8 protein-coding genes and 2 CRISPR repeat arrays (1 of these 10 running past the window's edge) are annotated in these 15,741 nt (G+C 73.4%); all 8 genes read right to left on the bottom strand.

The window, feature by feature from the left end; all coding sequences use genetic code 11:
• Positions 1–3,496: direct repeats of the CRISPR family, unit length 29 nt; unit sequence GGAGCAACCCCCGCGAGCGCGGGGCCGAG (it extends 10 nt beyond the left edge of the window).
• Between the two features lie 18 nt (positions 3,497–3,514).
• The 8 genes from cas2e to cas3 all read right to left on the bottom strand — a co-directional run bounded on the left by cas2e (position 3,515) and on the right by cas3 (position 13,029).
• Positions 3,515–3,793, bottom strand: a complete 279-nt coding sequence (cas2e, locus tag ACFY00_RS23865; protein ID WP_014133706.1) for a type I-E CRISPR-associated endoribonuclease Cas2e — start codon at positions 3,791–3,793, stop codon at positions 3,515–3,517.
• A complete protein-coding gene (gene cas1e, locus ACFY00_RS23860) occupies positions 3,790–4,824 on the bottom strand; it encodes a type I-E CRISPR-associated endonuclease Cas1e (protein ID WP_388033556.1) in 1,035 nt (344 codons plus the stop codon). Before cas1e ends, cas2e begins: the two co-directional genes overlap by 4 nt.
• 3 nt (positions 4,825–4,827) lie before the next feature.
• On the bottom strand, positions 4,828–5,595 hold the full coding sequence (gene cas6e / locus ACFY00_RS23855) for a type I-E CRISPR-associated protein Cas6/Cse3/CasE (protein WP_388033599.1): 768 nt from the start codon (positions 5,593–5,595) through the stop codon (positions 4,828–4,830).
• 8 nt (positions 5,596–5,603) lie between these two features.
• Positions 5,604–6,437 carry a type I-E CRISPR-associated protein Cas5/CasD gene (gene cas5e, locus ACFY00_RS23850; RefSeq protein WP_388033555.1) on the bottom strand — a complete coding sequence of 278 codons (834 nt, stop codon included), beginning with the start codon at positions 6,435–6,437 and terminating at the stop codon, positions 5,604–5,606.
• Positions 6,437–7,573, bottom strand: a complete 1,137-nt coding sequence (cas7e, locus tag ACFY00_RS23845; RefSeq protein WP_388033554.1) for a type I-E CRISPR-associated protein Cas7/Cse4/CasC — start codon at positions 7,571–7,573, stop codon at positions 6,437–6,439. Before cas7e ends, cas5e begins: the two co-directional genes overlap by 1 nt.
• A 59-nt stretch (positions 7,574–7,632) precedes the next feature.
• Positions 7,633–8,235: a type I-E CRISPR-associated protein Cse2/CasB gene (gene casB / locus ACFY00_RS23840; protein ID WP_388033553.1), complete on the bottom strand. Its 603-nt coding sequence runs from the start codon at positions 8,233–8,235 to the stop codon at positions 7,633–7,635.
• Positions 8,225–9,937: a type I-E CRISPR-associated protein Cse1/CasA gene (gene casA / locus ACFY00_RS23835; protein ID WP_388033552.1), complete on the bottom strand. Its 1,713-nt coding sequence runs from the start codon at positions 9,935–9,937 to the stop codon at positions 8,225–8,227. The genes casB and casA overlap by 11 nt, the downstream gene beginning before the upstream one ends.
• Before the next feature lie 212 nt (positions 9,938–10,149).
• Positions 10,150–13,029 (bottom strand): CRISPR-associated helicase Cas3', encoded by a 2,880-nt coding sequence (cas3, locus tag ACFY00_RS23830; protein WP_388033598.1) that lies wholly within the window; start codon positions 13,027–13,029, stop codon positions 10,150–10,152.
• Positions 13,030–13,186: 157 nt separating this feature from the next.
• Positions 13,187–15,714: a CRISPR direct-repeat array (repeat unit 28 nt; unit sequence CTCGGCCCCGCGCTCGCGGGGGTTGCTC).
• Positions 15,715–15,741 lie beyond the last annotated feature (27 nt).

The raw sequence follows: 15,741 nt of genomic DNA, 5'->3' as shown, positions 1-15,741 counted from the left end.
CCGCGAGCGCGGGACCGAGTGGCCGGCCACGGCGGCCCCCTTGGTGGGGGTGGAGCAACCCCCGCGAGCGCGGGGCCGAGCGGATCTACGCCGAGGAGAAGGCCGGGAACCCGGAGCAACCCCCGCGAGCGCGGGACCGAGAGTACCAGCGGTCGATGCACGAGCGGGCCTGGGGAGCAACCCCCGCGAGCGCGGGGCCGAGGACGGCGACGTCGAAGTCGGCGAGGTCTTCGGCGAGCAACCCCCGCGAGCGCGGGGCCGAGCGGCCTCTACCTCTCCTTCGAGCACGTCGCGGGGAGCAACCCCCGCGAGCGCGGGGCCGAGGGGCGCTGGCGGCCCGTCAACGGGGCGTCAGGGGATCAACCCCCGCGAGCGCGGGGCCGAGGAACGCGCCAAGCAGCGCGCGGCCAGCCGCGGAGAGCAACCCCCGCGAGCGCGGGGCCGAGACGGCCGCCTTGATCCGGGCGTCGAGTACGCCGGAGCAACCCCCGCGAGCGCGGGGCCGAGGGCCTGTCCGGCACCGAGCTGAGGAACTACCAGGAGCAACCCCCGCGAGCGCGGGGCCGAGGGGCGCTGGCGGCCCGTCAACGGGGCGTCGGGGGAGCAACCCCCGCGAGCGCGGGGCCGAGGAGGGTGCCCGGCGCGACCCGCTGTACACCGCGGAGCAACCCCCGCGAGCGCGGGGCCGAGGGGGCCGGGGTGGGCAGGAGCTGGGACTGCTGGGAGCAACCCCCGCGAGCGCGGGGCCGAGTTTCCCAGAGAGGGCACAGGGGCTGAGGCGGGAGAGCAACCCCCGCGAGCGCGGGGCCGAGGGCCGGCCCCGCCGCCGGACAGCAGCTCCCGCCGAGCAACCCCCGCGAGCGCGGGGCCGAGGACCCTCTCCAAGCCCGGCCAGGCGCCGGCCACGAGCAACCCCCGCGAGCGCGGGGCCGAGCTGGTCGAGGCCGCCGCCCTGGCCGTACCCCCGGAGCAACCCCCGCGAGCGCGGGGCCGAGACGTCGTCCCCGTTCATCATCCCGCCCGACGGGGAGCAACCCCCGCGAGCGCGGGGCCGAGTGGGAGGACGGTCAGCCGCTGCCCGCCGCCCAGGAGCAACCCCCGCGAGCGCGGGGCCGAGTCGGACACCTCGATCGCGTCAGCCAGCTCCGCGGAGCAACCCCCGCGAGCGCGGGGCCGAGCCTCGGTGGGCGGCAGCTTCGCCGAACCGCGGGGAGCAATCCCCGCGAGCGCGGGGCCGAGCGGGATCGTGACCGGCTACGCGGCAGCGGGGAGGAGCAACCCCCGCGAGCGCGGGGCCGAGGGGAACCGACCGGCGAGCAGATCGCACAGTGGGGAGCAACCCCCGCGAGCGCGGGGCCGAGGGGAACCGACCGGCGAGCAGATCGCACAGTGGGGAGCAACCCCCGCGAGCGCGGGGCCGAGAAGTCGGACATCCTGGCGGCCGCGGTCATCCGGGAGCAACCCCCGCGAGCGCGGGGCCGAGCGGGGCGACGGTCATCGGGTGCTCCTGGGGCGGGAGCAACCCCCGCGAGCGCGGGGCCGAGGACCGCCAGGACAAGGGCGGCACCCGGCACGGGGAGCAACCCCCGCGAGCGCGGGGCCGAGGCGGGAGCGACGTCCGGGCCAGTGGCCTGGGAGGAGCAACCCCCGCGAGCGCGGGGCCGAGCTTCCGGAACTCCGGCCAGAGGACTACCTTCTGGAGCAACCCCCGCGAGCGCGGGGCCGAGCATCGATGCGCGGCGCTCGGCCCGGTGGCGGCGGAGCAACCCCCGCGAGCGCGGGGCCGAGCAGGCCCGCGGCCGCGCCTTCCGCGCCGAGGCGGAGCAACCCCCGCGAGCGCGGGGCCGAGTCCCTTTCCACGGAGATTGGCTCCAACCCGCGAGAGCAACCCCCGCGAGCGCGGGGCCGAGCCGAAGGGGCGCAAGGGCGGGTCGTCCTGGTGGGAGCAACCCCCGCGAGCGCGGGGCCGAGCCGACCGCCGCCCCGTTCGACCTGGACGCGAAGGAGCAACCCCCGCGAGCGCGGGGCCGAGGCGCCGGAGACGTTGATGACGTTGCTCGCGCCGGAGCAACCCCCGCGAGCGCGGGGCCGAGCGGATCCCGTTAAGAATCGCCGCACACGTGATGGAGCAACCCCCGCGAGCGCGGGGCCGAGGTGGTGCCCATGTCGACCGCGTCCCGGAACGCGGAGCAACCCCCGCGAGCGCGGGGCCGAGACAGACACGCAACTCCGGGTCCTCCCGCCGTAGGAGCAACCCCCGCGAGCGCGGGGCCGAGTTCCCGCTGTCCGCCCAGATATCGAATCGCGGGGAGCAACCCCCGCGAGCGCGGGGCCGAGGCCCCGCAGACCATCCACACCTCCTCGGTGTGGGAGCAACCCCCGCGAGCGCGGGGCCGAGGCCGCATTGTAGATACTCAGGGCCCCCTTGGAGGAGCAACCCCCGCGAGCGCGGGGCCGAGAGCTTCTGCTGCTGGGTAGAAAGACGAGTGCCGGAGCAACCCCCGCGAGCGCGGGGCCGAGCGACCCGGAAGGCGACCCCGACGAGACCCCGAGGAGCAACCCCCGCGAGCGCGGGGCCGAGCCACATCGTCACCAGGGGCCGCTGCAGACCGAGGAGCAACCCCCGCGAGCGCGGGGCCGAGACCTTGAGGAGGGTGTCGGACAGCACCGTCAGGAAGCAACCCCCGCGAGCGCGGGGCCGAGTGGTGCCGGGACTGGTGCAGCAGCAGGCGGGCGGAGCAACCCCCGCGAGCGCGGGGCCGAGCGCTCGGTCGGCTCCCCGTAGGACTTCTGCAGCGAGCAACCCCCGCGAGCGCGGGGCCGAGCGCGCGTGTAGGTGTGCTTGACGGCCCGTCGGAGAGCAACCCCCGCGAGCGCGGGGCCGAGTGGCCGTTCGGAATCGCCGTGATCTGGGCGGTGGAGCAACCCCCGCGAGCGCGGGGCCGAGCCCGGGAATGCGTGCGGATATCGACCCGGGCCGGAGCAACCCCCGCGAGCGCGGGGCCGAGACGAAATGACGTTCGCGGGTGAAACGGAATGGAGAGCAACCCCCGCGAGCGCGGGGCCGAGGCCGTCCTGGACGTGCAGCACCAGGCCCCGCTGGAGCAACCCCCGCGAGCGCGGGGCCGAGTCGCGCTGCTGCCCGGCCGGGAAGGGGATGGCGGAGCAACCCCCGCGAGCGCGGGGCCGAGCCCGGGTGCTGCCTCCACGGGCTCAGACTGCCCGAGCAACCCCCGCGAGCGCGGGGCCGAGAGCTTGGGCAGCTCGATGCGGGCCAGGCCCGGGGAGCAACCCCCGCGAGCGCGGGGCCGAGCAATCCGGGCCAAGAGGTCCGCTGAGCTGGAGGGAGCAACCCCCGCGAGCGCGGGGCCGAGGTTGCTCCAAATGCCGGTGTACTGGCGGAGGAAGAGCAACCCCCGCGAGCGCGGGGCCGAGATGTTCTCCGCGATGCGGGCGACGTCCAGCGTGGAGCAACCCCCGCGAGCGCGGGGCCGAGGCTTCGTGAGCTGCGATTTTATCGGGTCGGGCGGGCGGAGAGAATCAGTCCGTCGAAGTCGACGGGCTTCCAGCGGTCCGTACCTGCGGTGCGGACGGTCCAGCCTTGTTCGTTGGTGGCGGGTTCGACGAGGATGGCTTGGCCGGTGCCGATGCGGGTGGCGAGGAGGTCCCAGAGGCGGTCGCGGATGCGGCGGCTGGGGTTGCCGACGAAAACGCCGGCGTGGACTTCGACCATCCAGCGGGTGAGGTGGCCGCGTAGGCCTTCGGGGGCGGCGATCAGGACGATGACGGTCATCGCGGGGGCTGCTTCGGGTCGTTGTCGAATTCGGGGCCGATGATCGCCAGGTGCTCGTCCTCGTCCCCCATTCCCGGGTCGATGGTTTGGAGGGCCGAGCCACCGGTATCGGCGGACCAGTTGACGCCACCCTGGACCGTGCCGAGTTTCTCGTCCCACAGCTGGTTGACGTCCTGGTCCTCCAAGTCGATGCCGTCCGGGGTGAGGAGGGCTTTGACGTCCCGGACGATCCGGCCGAGGAGGCGGTCTTCTGCGATGCGGTCGCGCAGGCCGAGGCGGGCGTCGCGTTCTTCGGTGTGGCCGCGGGCGGTGAGGTCGAAGGCGAGGGGGATGGTGTAGTCGGCTTTGTAGAGGTCGGCGATGTCGAGGACGAAGGACGTGGCGAGGCCGGTGTGGACGAAGCCGAGGCCGGGGCTCGCGCCGAGGCCGGTGATGACGGCGTGGCAGATGCCGTAGAGCGCGGCGTTGGCGGCGGAGAGGAGCCGGTTGAGGTCGTCACCGGCGGCGTGGGCGTCTCCGGGTTGGTAGACGCGTCCGTTCCAGGGGACGCCGGTACGGCGTGCGTGTGCCTGGTAGAGCTTGCGGATCCGGGCGCCTTCGCGGCCGCGCAGTTGCTGCATGGTGGCGCTGTCCACGTCCTCGCCGGGGAAGCGCATGCGGTACATGGCGCGGGCGACGGCGAGGCGTTCCTTGGTGCGGCTGACCAGCCATGCCTGCCGGTTGAGCAGTCCGGCGCCGCGGCTGGGACCGAGTCCGGCCGCGTACATGCGGACGCCCTGCTCGCCGACCCAGCACACGGTGGTGCCGGAGTCGGCGAGCAGGTTGACCGCGCCGTGGGTGATGCGGGTGCCGGGGCCGAGGAGGACGACGGCGACCATGGCGGCCGGGACGCGGACGGTTTCGCGCTTGTTGATGACGACGACGGCGTTCTCGTCGCGGTCGATGTGGCTGCGTTCGACGTAGACGCTGGAGACGCGGTCGGAGAGGCGGTGCAGGTCGTGGGGGTGGGCTTTCCACCAGATGTCGGCCATCGGTCAGCGGGCCGCGCCGGTGCCGGGGAGCGGGGCGAGGGTGAGAAGTCCGCAGCCGTAGGCCTTGGCGGGGCCGATGCCTTCGAGGAGGGCGGTCTTCAGGAGGACGGGGTCGCTGATCCGCAGGTGTCCTTCGAAGGTGGCGGTGGTGAGGGTGACGGGGGTGCGGGTGCCGGGTTTGGTGAAGGTGCGCCGGTCGCGGTCGGTGATCCGGACCTCGCGGGCGGGCGACCCGTCGCCGTCCGGGGCGCCCAGCCCGGGAGCGGGCGTGTCGGTGCGGGCCTCGGGGACGGTGAAGCCCCAGCGGGTGGTGCGGTCGAGGAACCAGGCGAGTTGGTGTGCGGCGGTGCGGTGGGGGACGCGGTAGGAGCGGTGGCGGAGTTCGTCGGCGGTCTTGGTGCGGTGGGTGCTGCTGCCCGTCGGGTTGGAGGTGTTCTGCACGGGGCTGGCGGTGAGGCGGAAGGCGTACTCGCGGCCGAGGGCGAGTTGGGCGAGCAGCGGGGTGTAGTCGCGGACCGCGTAGTGCTCGCCGTCGGCGTCGGGCCATCCGGCCTGTTCGACGAGGTGGGTCCAGTCGGGTTTGCCGGGGGTGAGGACCAGGAGGTGGGGCCGCCGCGGGTGGTCGGTGTCGAGGCGCCAGAGGATCCGGTCACCGGGGGCCTGGTCGGGGACTCCGGCCTGGACGGCGCCGTGCAGGGCGCGCGGGTTGGCGAGCAGGGTGCGGCTGGCCGCGCGCAGGGGGTTGATGCGGACGCGGGAGAGGTAGGTCATGGGTCGGGTCACCAGCCCAGCAGGGCGAAGGGGTCGTGGCCGCCGTCGGCGGGCGGCTCGGTGGGGAGGACGGCTCGGAGGCCGGTGGGGACGCTGAGCCACTCGTGGCGGACCTTGCGGCTGCTGAAGCCGCGGCGGCGCGGATCGAAGCTGAGCGGGACGTCCCGGCAGGTGTCGTCGCCGTGCGGGTCGTCGAAGCTGGCCGCCAGGTCGACGCGGTCGGTCCGCCGCGGGACCTGACCGCGTTTCGCCTGCCGCTCGTACGCCTTCCTGGTCTGTTCGTTGGCCTGCCAGGGCTCTTCCGCGAGAGCGGTCTCCAGCGGTGTGCCGCGGCGGACGCCGAGGCTCAACGGCTGGGTGGGCGTGCAGGAGCGGCGGCCGAGGGCGAGCGGGAAGGCGGGGCGGATGACGGCCTCGCCGAGGGCGGCGACCAGTTCGGCGGGTCCTTCTACGGCGGCGAGGAACACCGCGTCCTGGAGGTAGTAGCGGTGCGTCACGTGGGTGTGCTTGCTGGGCGAGGTGGGCTTCTGGACGCCCTTCGCGTTGACGCCGGCCTGGGGCAGCGGCAGGCCGCGGTAGTCGCTGACGGTGTGGTAGTCGCGCAGGAGCGTGCCGGGCTGGTCCACCCGGACGCCGAGCCGCAGGCCGACCAGGTCGGTGAGGTCGGCTTCGCGCTGGCGTCCGGCGGCTGCGGCGAGCAGCCCGACGACGCCGGACTTGGTGGGCTGCGGGGTGGTGTCGCGGCGGTTGAAGGCGCTGCGGTCGCCCCAGGACTGGAGCGGTCCGGCGAGGCGCAGCAGGAGGACAGCCCGGTCGTCCGGCGGGGTGGCGTCGGCGGGCATCAGCGTTCCGCCGTCCGCTCGGTGAGGGCGGTGCGCAGGCCCTCGCGGAGTTCGGCGAAGGTGCGGTTGGCGCCGAACGCCTCGGCGAGCGCGGCCGCTTCGGGGCTCGCGGCGTCCAGGGTGTGGCAGATGGCGGTGTGGAGCGGTTCGTCGCCCCACTGGGAGGTGGCGGTGCGGTACTCGGTGGCGAGGCGGCGGGCCGATTCGGCGAGGATGCCGTCGCCGACCGGGACGGCGTTCTCGTACGCGGAGACCAGGTTGACGGGCTGGTCGGTGCGGACCACGACGGCCACCAGGCTGGGCCGGGTGCGGTGGGCGAAGGAGTTGCCGTAGCCGGTGGGCATGGAGCGGGCGAAGGAGTCGACGAACAGGTCGACGGCCTCGACGGCGGTCTTCTCCTCGCCGAGGTTGTCGGTCAGCTGGTGCAGGCCGACGGTGGCGTAGCGATACAGGGTGGCCGAGTTGAAGCCGATGGTGCCGATCATTCCGGCGCCGGTCTCCTCGTCGCCGGTCTCGTCGTCCACGGCCGTGTAGTAGTCGAATTCGAGCTCGGTGGCGTGGGTGGAGAGGGCGTGCGCGACCTGGGTGGCGGCGTCGACGTTGAGGCCGGGGATGTCGGCGACCATCCGGCCGAACAGTGCGACGTCGACGGGGTGGCCCTGCTGGAGCTGCTCGCGGACCGGCAGGTTCTTCACCCGCTCCTCCAGCTGCTGGTCGTCCAGTGCCGCCAACTCCGCCGCGTCGGCGGCGACCAGGTCGACGATGCCCTCCAACTGTCGGCGGCCGTAGAACAGCAGGTACGCGGTGTCACCGGCCTTCTTGCCCGCGGCGATGCCCATCGGCTTCAGCAGGGCCCCGGCGATGCGCTGCGCGTCCTCGGCGGGCAGGGCGGCACGGGCGGTGAGGCGTTCGGCGAGCTTGCCCGCGATGCGCTTGGTGCGGGTGCCGAGGTCCTGCGGCTCGTAGCGCTCCGCGAAGTGCAGGCGGGTGGCGCGCTTCCACGCCTGGGAGGAGACCCGGGAGCGGCGCTTGCCGCCGAAGTAGGCCTCCTTGGGGCTGCCGTTGTCGTCGCGGTTGAGGTTCGCCGGCGGGACGGTCTGCAGGATGTGGACGTCGATGTAGAGACGGGAGGGCACGCGCTTCTCCTGAGGCTGGGGGTGGGACGGACAGAACGGGGTGCGGTTGCCGAGGGCGGTCACTCGTCGGCGTCAGGGGCCTTGCTCTGCCATGCCCGGTAGCCCAGCGCCCACTTGAGCCGGACGTGGGGGCGCCGCTCGGGCTGGTGCCAGGCACGGATGTCGGCCATCAGGTGGTCGTAGTCGAGGGGCTGGCCGACCGTCCGCAGTTGGGTGACCAGGCCTCGCAGGTGGACCAGGAGGGCAGGCACGCTGGTCGCGGCGGCCAGTTGGGCGACCCTGGCGTCCAGTGCGTTCTCGCTGTACTTGCCGTCATGGCGCAGTTCGCGCAGTGCCCGGCCGAGTTTGACGCCGCTGCGGTGCATCGGCCTGCTCTGCCCCTGCTGGTGCAGGCCGTAGAGGGCGAGCGCGGCGTGCTCGGCCTGCTGCTCGTCGGAGACCCGGTCCCGCAGCGCCAGCACGTCGTCGACCTCGGTGCTGTAGTAGGGCCACATCTTCGGGCTGTCCATCACCGGCCGCCCGAGTCCGGAACGCAGTGCGGCCAGTTCCTCGCCCGGCGGTCGGCGCGGCTGCTTGGAGCGGGGATCGATCCGCCAGCCGTGGTCGGGGGCGGTGTACTTGTCCCAGTACCGCCGTCGGGCAGCGGGCTGATCAGGCGTCAACGTGAGCTCCGGAGAGGGGTTTCGCGGTGTCTTCGAGCGCGCCGAACCGGTCTCGTACGGCGGTGCGGGCGGTGTGCGCGTGGCGCGGGAGGATGCGGGCGACCTCGCGGCTGAAGCTGTCGGCCGCCGTGCCGAGGGAGAAGGCGTGGGCCTTGCCCTGCTTGCCCGCCGGGGTGACGGTGCGTCCGGCGAACGTGGTGGCGGGGGCCGCCGCGAGCAGGGCGTCCGCGTGCTCCCAGGTCCGCCAGGCCGCCGCCTCCTCCCAGGCGAAGCGGCCGCGCTCCAGCAGGTCCTCGTCCCCGCCCGCATAGCGGGCTCCGGCCAGCACCCGGCGGACCAGGCCGTCGAGGACGTGCAGCAGCAGTTCACCGGGCCGCTGCCCCTTGCCCCACGGGATCGGCTCGGCTCCGGCCGCGCGGCGCAGGTCCGCGGAGAGGTTGTTGAGGGCCCGGGCGAGTTGCTCGGCCTGTTCGGCGACGTCCAGCAGGAACAGCCGCGTCTCGCTGTCCCCGTGGAGGGCGAGCAGCGGAAGGGGGATGGCGTCGTGGACGACGTCCTCGACCACCGCCGACTGCGTGCCGTACACCATGCCGAAGGTCTCGACCCTCAGCGGGTAGTCGGCAGGTAGCCAGCCGTCCTCCTGCAGGGCGCCGATCCGGTCGAGCAGCACGCTGGTCTCGAAGGTGCCCTCGTCGTTCTGGCGGACGGGCGCGAGCAGCGCGTCCAACCCGCGCCAGGCGGCCTTGCCCTGGTCATGGCGGCGCGGTCGGCGCTCGGGGGCCCGGCTCGGCGTCTTCTTCGTCGGTGGGGCGAACTTCCAGGCGGTGTGGGGCTCCCACTCCGGCGTCGCGGCGAGGCGGTCACCGGCGCTGATCACGACGCGGGTCACCTTCGTCCCGCCCGACCCGTCCCGCTCCGGGACCAGGCGGACGCGCCGCGCCTGCCAGGTCCACAGGTCGAGCAGGCCCTCGACGGGCCGCTGCTCCCAGGCGGGGGTGCCCGGGGGGCGCTCCCACTGGGGCTTGCCGAGGTTCGCTGCGGCGGTGATTGGGATGTTCAGCTGCAGTGTCTCGTACAGGGTGCGTCCCATCGGGACGATCACACCGAGCTGCCCGAGGGGGCCGGTCGGGTTGCCGGTGGTCTTGCCCGCCTTCGCCTTGTCGTCGCCGAGGACGCCGGTCTTGATCGCGGCGGTGTCCCAGCAGTGGGTGTGCAGGAGCCAATGGGCCGCCTGAGCGGGCGTCAGGTCGAGCGGGTCGGCGTCCGAACGGCTGGCGAACAGCGGGACGTTGTTGCCGCTCGCCGCAGTGGCCACCAAGGCGGCCGCGCCCTTCGTCTCGTCCTTCACCGTCCGCAGACCGGCCACCTGGGCGAAGGGCGCCACCTCGTCGAACAGCTCGAAGCGCGCCCGGTGTTCGGCCAGGTACCCGAGCAGGTCTTCCCCCTCCTGGGCGCTGAATCCTCCCCGGGCCAGGCGCTCACCCTGCACCGCCGCCGTCGCGGGCGCCCCCAGTGCGGCCACGACCACCGGCAGGAGCACCTGGCGCAGCACGGCGGGGAGCTGGGTGGCGAAGTCGACGGACAGGCTGTCGAACTCGTGCGCCCGCGTCAGCGTTTCGGCGATTCCCAGGTGGACGGGCGGACCGCCGTCGAGCGGGCGCAAGGCCAACCACGGCTCGTCCACCAAGTTGTACTCGGGCACAGATGATTCTCCCAACCAGCCTTGTCTGTCAGGGGATTGAGCCCCATAGTGGCACCAGGCGCCGACCGTTGAAGGGGGAATGCTTGAATTGCTGCCTGCCCCTGCAGGGGATCGCCCCCAGCCGTGTCTACACGGTCAGGTCGGCACCATGTAGGCCCCGCTGTCGCGGGGTTGGGGGTGGGCAGGGTTCTCCTTGCCCACCCCCGCACTTGCTACGGGCGGCCGGTCACGACCAGCCCGAGCCGGTCGTCGTACCGGAGTCTGCAGCCGCCGAGACTCGCCTCGTCCTGCTCGTCCAGCTCCAGCGCCTTGCCGTAGCGAAGCCACGGATGGTCGCGCCAGCCCGACAGCGGGCCGAGGGAGTGCTGTTCCACCGCCGCGGCGAGTTTGGCGGGGAGTCGGACGGTACCGGTGAGCACGTCGTCCAGCAGCTCGGCCGCGGTCTCACCGTTCGGACCCAGCGCCCGGCCGGTCATCGCCCGGTAGCCCTCACCGACCCTGCGAACCAGGATCGCTTCCACGCTCGGATCGCCGTCCCTGACCAGGGCCTCCATCTGTCCGTCGCGCAGTACGCCCCGGCCTCCGTAGTGCAGGCCCTCCAGGGTCGGCTGCCCGTGCTCCCCGGCCCGGGCGAGCAGGTACTGCGCGGCCGACTCCCGACGCCCGCGTCGATTCTCGTCCCAGGCCTTCCGCGCCGCCGACTCCTCCGCCGCCCACTCGGGCGGGACGATCCGGTCGGTGCCGTAGACCCGGGCGACCAGCTCCGGGACCTGGCCCGGAATGCTCCACTTGCCGCCGTCGACCTTGATCACCTCGGCCGCCGTGCGGAGCAGCGGGTAGCGGCCGTAGATGCCCTCTGAGGCTCGGAGCAGCCACGGGACTCCGTCGCCTGCCTGGCGCAGCCCCGTCACGACGACCGTCGGGTGCGTGAGCCTGGGCGGGCGCGGGTTGCCGTCATGGCGGTGGAGGCGGCCGATGCGCTGCAGCAGCAGGTCGATCGGTGCGAGGTCCGTGACCAGTAGGTCCGCGTCGACGTCGAAGGACTGCTCGGCGAGTTGCGTGGCGACGACCACCATCCGCTGGGGGCGCGGCCGGCCGTCATCACGCCTGCCGAGCGCCTGCAGCACTGCCGCGGTGCGGTCCGCGCGGTGTCCGGCGTGGAGTCTGCCGTGCAACAGGTGCACCTCCTGGTCGCCGAACTTCGCGCGCAGTGCCTCGAAGGTGCGCTGGGCCCGGTCGACCGTGTTGCGGATGACCAAGGCGCAACCACCGTCGGCGAGTTGGTCCTGCAGGTACTCCGCAACCGCCTCGGCAGCCGGGCCCGACGGATCCTCGTCCTTCGAATCGGCCACCGGCTCGTCGAGGACGCGCACCTCGACCTCCAGGTCCTCCCGCCAGGTCTCCGTGCTGTCCACCAGCAGGTGCGGACCGTCCTCGCCCACCCATGCCGCCGTCACGTTCGGATAGCCCTCCGGCTGCGGGAGTTCGACCTCGGGCAGGATCTCGAGGGTCTCGGTGCACTGCGCCCCGGCCAGGTACGCCGCCACCAAGTCGCGGCGTTGCTCGGGCGGGAGCGTCGCCGACAGCAGGAGCACGGGCACGCCCGCCTGCCCGAGCCAGCGCAGGCCCTCCAACAGGAACTGGGACATGTAGACGTCCGCGGCGTGCACCTCGTCCAGGATCACCACCTTGCCCACCAGGCCGGCCATCCGCAGCATGACGTGCTTCGTCCGGGTCGCGGCTTGGAGGAGCTGGTCGACGGTGCCGACCGCGAACGGGCTGAGCAGACCGCGGCGTCGTCCGAGGAACCACTCGGAAGGGCCGCGCCGCTGTGGCTCGGGCTCCTCCTCTCCGAACGACCAGGTCATCCCGTACTCGTCTTCACCGACCGAGCCGTAGCAGTCGTCCGCACTGAAGCTGTCGATGCCGTCGGCGCCGTCGAGGAGGGCACGCCACTCCTTGTTGAAGATCCGCTTGCCGTGCAGCAGGGCCACCTGGTCGGCCAGTCGTCCGTCGATCTCTCCCAGCCAGGAACGGACTTGAGTGAACATCGGGTCGGCCGTCGCCTGGGTCGGCATACCCAGGAACACCCCGTCCGCCCCGCTCCGGGCCGCCAGCACCTCTGCCGCCGCGAGCGCCGCCTTCGTCTTGCCCTCCCCCATCGGCGCCTCGATGACCACCAGCCCCGGCCCGCCCATCCGGTGCACCGCGTCCAACACCATCTGCTGCGACTGCCTGGGACCGTCACCGAACCTGTCTTGAAACAACTCCGGCCCGGGCAGCTCCAGTTGCCCCCACCCTCCGCGCAGCTCCAGGGCCGACCAGGCTGCCTTGGCCCGCTCACGCGCTCCTTCCAGCGAGACCTGCGCGAGATCGGCGATACCGTGGAAGTGCCGCTCGTTGCTGGCGATCCAATCCGCCATCACCACGAACCCCGCGAGCTGCAACTGCACCACCCGAGGCGGCACCTCACATGGCTGCACCTCGGCCAGCGGGCACTCACCGCCGAAGCCGACCTCCCGGCTGAAGACCTCGAGCAACACCGTCTGGGCCCTCTGCCAGGAAACCCCGCGCCCCTGGAACTCCTCGTTCTTCTTCGGCGGCGCCAGATCCCCCGTCGTCGGAAACGTGCCGTGATGCCCCGCCACCAGCGGCCACACCCAAGCCGCCTGCTCCTCCGTCCAGCCCGCTTCGGCAAGCAACTTCCGCAGTAATCGACCGCCCGCCCGGTCGTGCCGCCACTTCTTTCCCCCCGCGAGGGCGTACTCGTTCCACCCCAACCCCGCTGCCCGCACCGCGGCGGCACCAGCCGCATCCATGCGCTGGAAAGCCGGGGTCGCCTTCCCCAAGTCGTGCACACCACACAACCACACGAACAACGACCGACCCCGACCCCGGCCACCCGCCACCGCATCCAGCCGCCGACGCGTCACGGGCGGCAGGTACTCGTCCCACATCACTTCGGCCACTGCGGCCGTGTCCAGCATGTGCGAGATCAGCAGATTCGCCGTCCCCCCGGCCTTCCCCGCCGACTTCCCCCACAACGCCCCCAGCCATCCGGCCCTCTCCCCCGAGAGCTCCCAACTCCCCACAAGTCCGCCCACCTTATGTATCCGATCCACTACGCTCCGCAGCGTAGAGGACCCCACCGACAACTCTCGGACAGCACCCAGGCCATGCGCACTTCCCCACCGAACCCAACTAATAAAATCGTCGCCCCCTGACCCACAACACCCCAGCTCACCAAGCCTCGGCCCCGCGCTCGCGGGGGTTGCTCCGAGGGGCAGCAGTCCTGGGGAGGCTTTGGCTCCTCGGCCCCGCGCTCGCGGGGGTTGCTCAAGCCCCTGCAGGGGAGCGCCAGCGGCGACAACTCGGCCCCGCGCTCGCGGGGGTTGCTCCTGTACACCTGTGCAGTTTCTGATTGCCAGTAGCTCGGCCCCGCGCTCGCGGGGGTTGCTCTGGGCTCGCTGCTGCGCAACCTGGTGTTCGTCTCTCGGCCCCGCGCTCGCGGGGGTTGCTCCCCGGTGGAGACCCCGGGCGGCCGCGACTACGGCTCGGCCCCGCGCTCGCGGGGGTTGCTCCCGGACGATTTTCCACGACCAGCCGATGGACTGCTCGGCCCCGCGCTCGCGGGGGTTGCTCCCCGGCCCGGGCCGGGTACGACGAAGGCGGGTTCTCGGCCCCGCGCTCGCGGGGGTTGCTCCCCGGTTCCAACGGGTCTCTGACCGCCGCTCAGCTCGGCCCCGCGCTCGCGGGGGTTGCTCTTCCCGGAGCAACGTCCGGATCGGCCCGATCGACTCGGCCCCGCGCTCGCGGGGGTTGCTCTATCCAGGTCCAGGGTCTGGCCGCTGCCGGTCACTCGGCCCCGCGCTCGCGGGGGTTGCTCCACTATTGCCTGTATCTCAACACGAGAACGGGACTCGGCCCCGCGCTCGCGGGGGTTGCTCCTGCCAGAGCCCTCGGTCCACGCTCCCGTCCGACTCGGCCCCGCGCTCGCGGGGGTTGCTCCTCGCCCGGGGTCTCGTCGCGCACGGCGTCCGGCTCGGCCCCGCGCTCGCGGGGGTTGCTCCAGAACATCCTGGACGCGTACCACCCGGCAGACCTCGGCCCCGCGCTCGCGGGGGTTGCTCCACCAGGTCCCCGGGCTGGGCCTCGCCCTGGGTCTCGGCCCCGCGCTCGCGGGGGTTGCTCCCTGACCCATTTCGGGAGGTAGCGGCATGCCCACTCGGCCCCGCGCTCGCGGGGGTTGCTCTCCGGCCGAGTTCCACCCTGCTGCCCGACCGAACTCGGCCCCGCGCTCGCGGGGGTTGCTCCCGGGGCGGCATACCGGGCCTGGCGGTGGGCATCTCGGCCCCGCGCTCGCGGGGGTTGCTCCCAGGCCCCCCGCTCGGCCGTCTCGGGCAGCTTCTCGGCCCCGCGCTCGCGGGGGTTGCTCCGCCTGGTACTGCTCGGGGGTGGCGTAGACGCGCTCGGCCCCGCGCTCGCGGGGGTTGCTCCAGGGTGGTGCTGACGCCAGCCAGCTCCCGCACCTCGGCCCCGCGCTCGCGGGGGTTGCTCCTCGAGTCGGTGCAGCAGCGGGCCCGGTTGGCGCTCGGCCCCGCGCTCGCGGGGGTTGCTCCTGGAAACCCATTCACCGAATTGCGGGGGAATGCTCGGCCCCGCGCTCGCGGGGGTTGCTCCACCCGCGATCTCCCCGACCGGCCCGGACGTCGCTCGGCCCCGCGCTCGCGGGGGTTGCTCGTTGGGCACCCGTCGCAGCACGTTGGCGCCCTCCTCGGCCCCGCGCTCGCGGGGGTTGCTCCCATCCAGCCAGCTCATCGGACCTCTCCCATCTCTCGGCCCCGCGCTCGCGGGGGTTGCTCCTGCTGGCCATTTTCCACGACTTCTCGCAGCTGCTCGGCCCCGCGCTCGCGGGGGTTGCTCCGCCAGCAAGGGCAGCTCGTGCAGCGGCCACCACTCGGCCCCGCGCTCGCGGGGGTTGCTCCCGGTCGCGGGCCGGTTCTGCTGCTGCTTCTTCCTCGGCCCCGCGCTCGCGGGGGTTGCTCGGCGGCGCTGTACTCGATCCTGTCCACCGGCCACTCGGCCCCGCGCTCGCGGGGGTTGCTCCTTGACCGGCAGGTTTACCGACGGCCGCCGCCACTCGGCCCCGCGCTCGCGGGGGTTGCTCCTTCTACGGTAGCGACGAGATGCTGCCCCTGTTCTCGGCCCCGCGCTCGCGGGGGTTGCTCATCCCGGCGACGATCCCGAACCGGCTGCCCGCCCTCGGCCCCGCGCTCGCGGGGGTTGCTCCTCCTCTCGGTGGCAGGGGCGGCCCCGGCACCCCTCGGCCCCGCGCTCGCGGGGGTTGCTCCGTCGACGTGTTCGCCGACGCGATCCTCAATACCTCGGCCCCGCGCTCGCGGGGGTTGCTCCTCCTGCCGGACCTCACCGTCGTCGTAGGCGAACTCGGCCCCGCGCTCGCGGGGGTTGCTCGGCGGCCGCGGCCGCGGCGGCGACCGTGGCGCCCTCGGCCCCGCGCTCGCGGGGGTTGCTCCCCGGCGCCGAGCCCGGTGGTGCACCGGTACCCCTCGGCCCCGCGCTCGCGGGGGTTGCTCCAGGATCGCGGGGTCCTCGGTACCGGTAGACGACTCGGCCCCGCGCTCGCGGGGGTTGCTCCGCGCTCGGCCACACCTGGCAGCACTACGACCGCTCGACCCCGCGCTCGCGGGGGTTGCTCGCATCCGCCGCCACCTTCACGGGCACCGCCCGTCTCGGCCCCGCGCTCGCGGGGGTTGCTCGTCGGCTGGTGAGAAGGCGGCGGCCAA

It is taken from the genome of Kitasatospora sp. NPDC001540, from assembly GCF_042894345.1.
GTDB lineage: Bacteria > Actinomycetota > Actinomycetes > Streptomycetales > Streptomycetaceae > Kitasatospora > Kitasatospora phosalacinea_C.
Note: the sequence above shows the minus strand (reverse complement) of the source record. Positions and strands in the feature narration are given on the sequence as shown.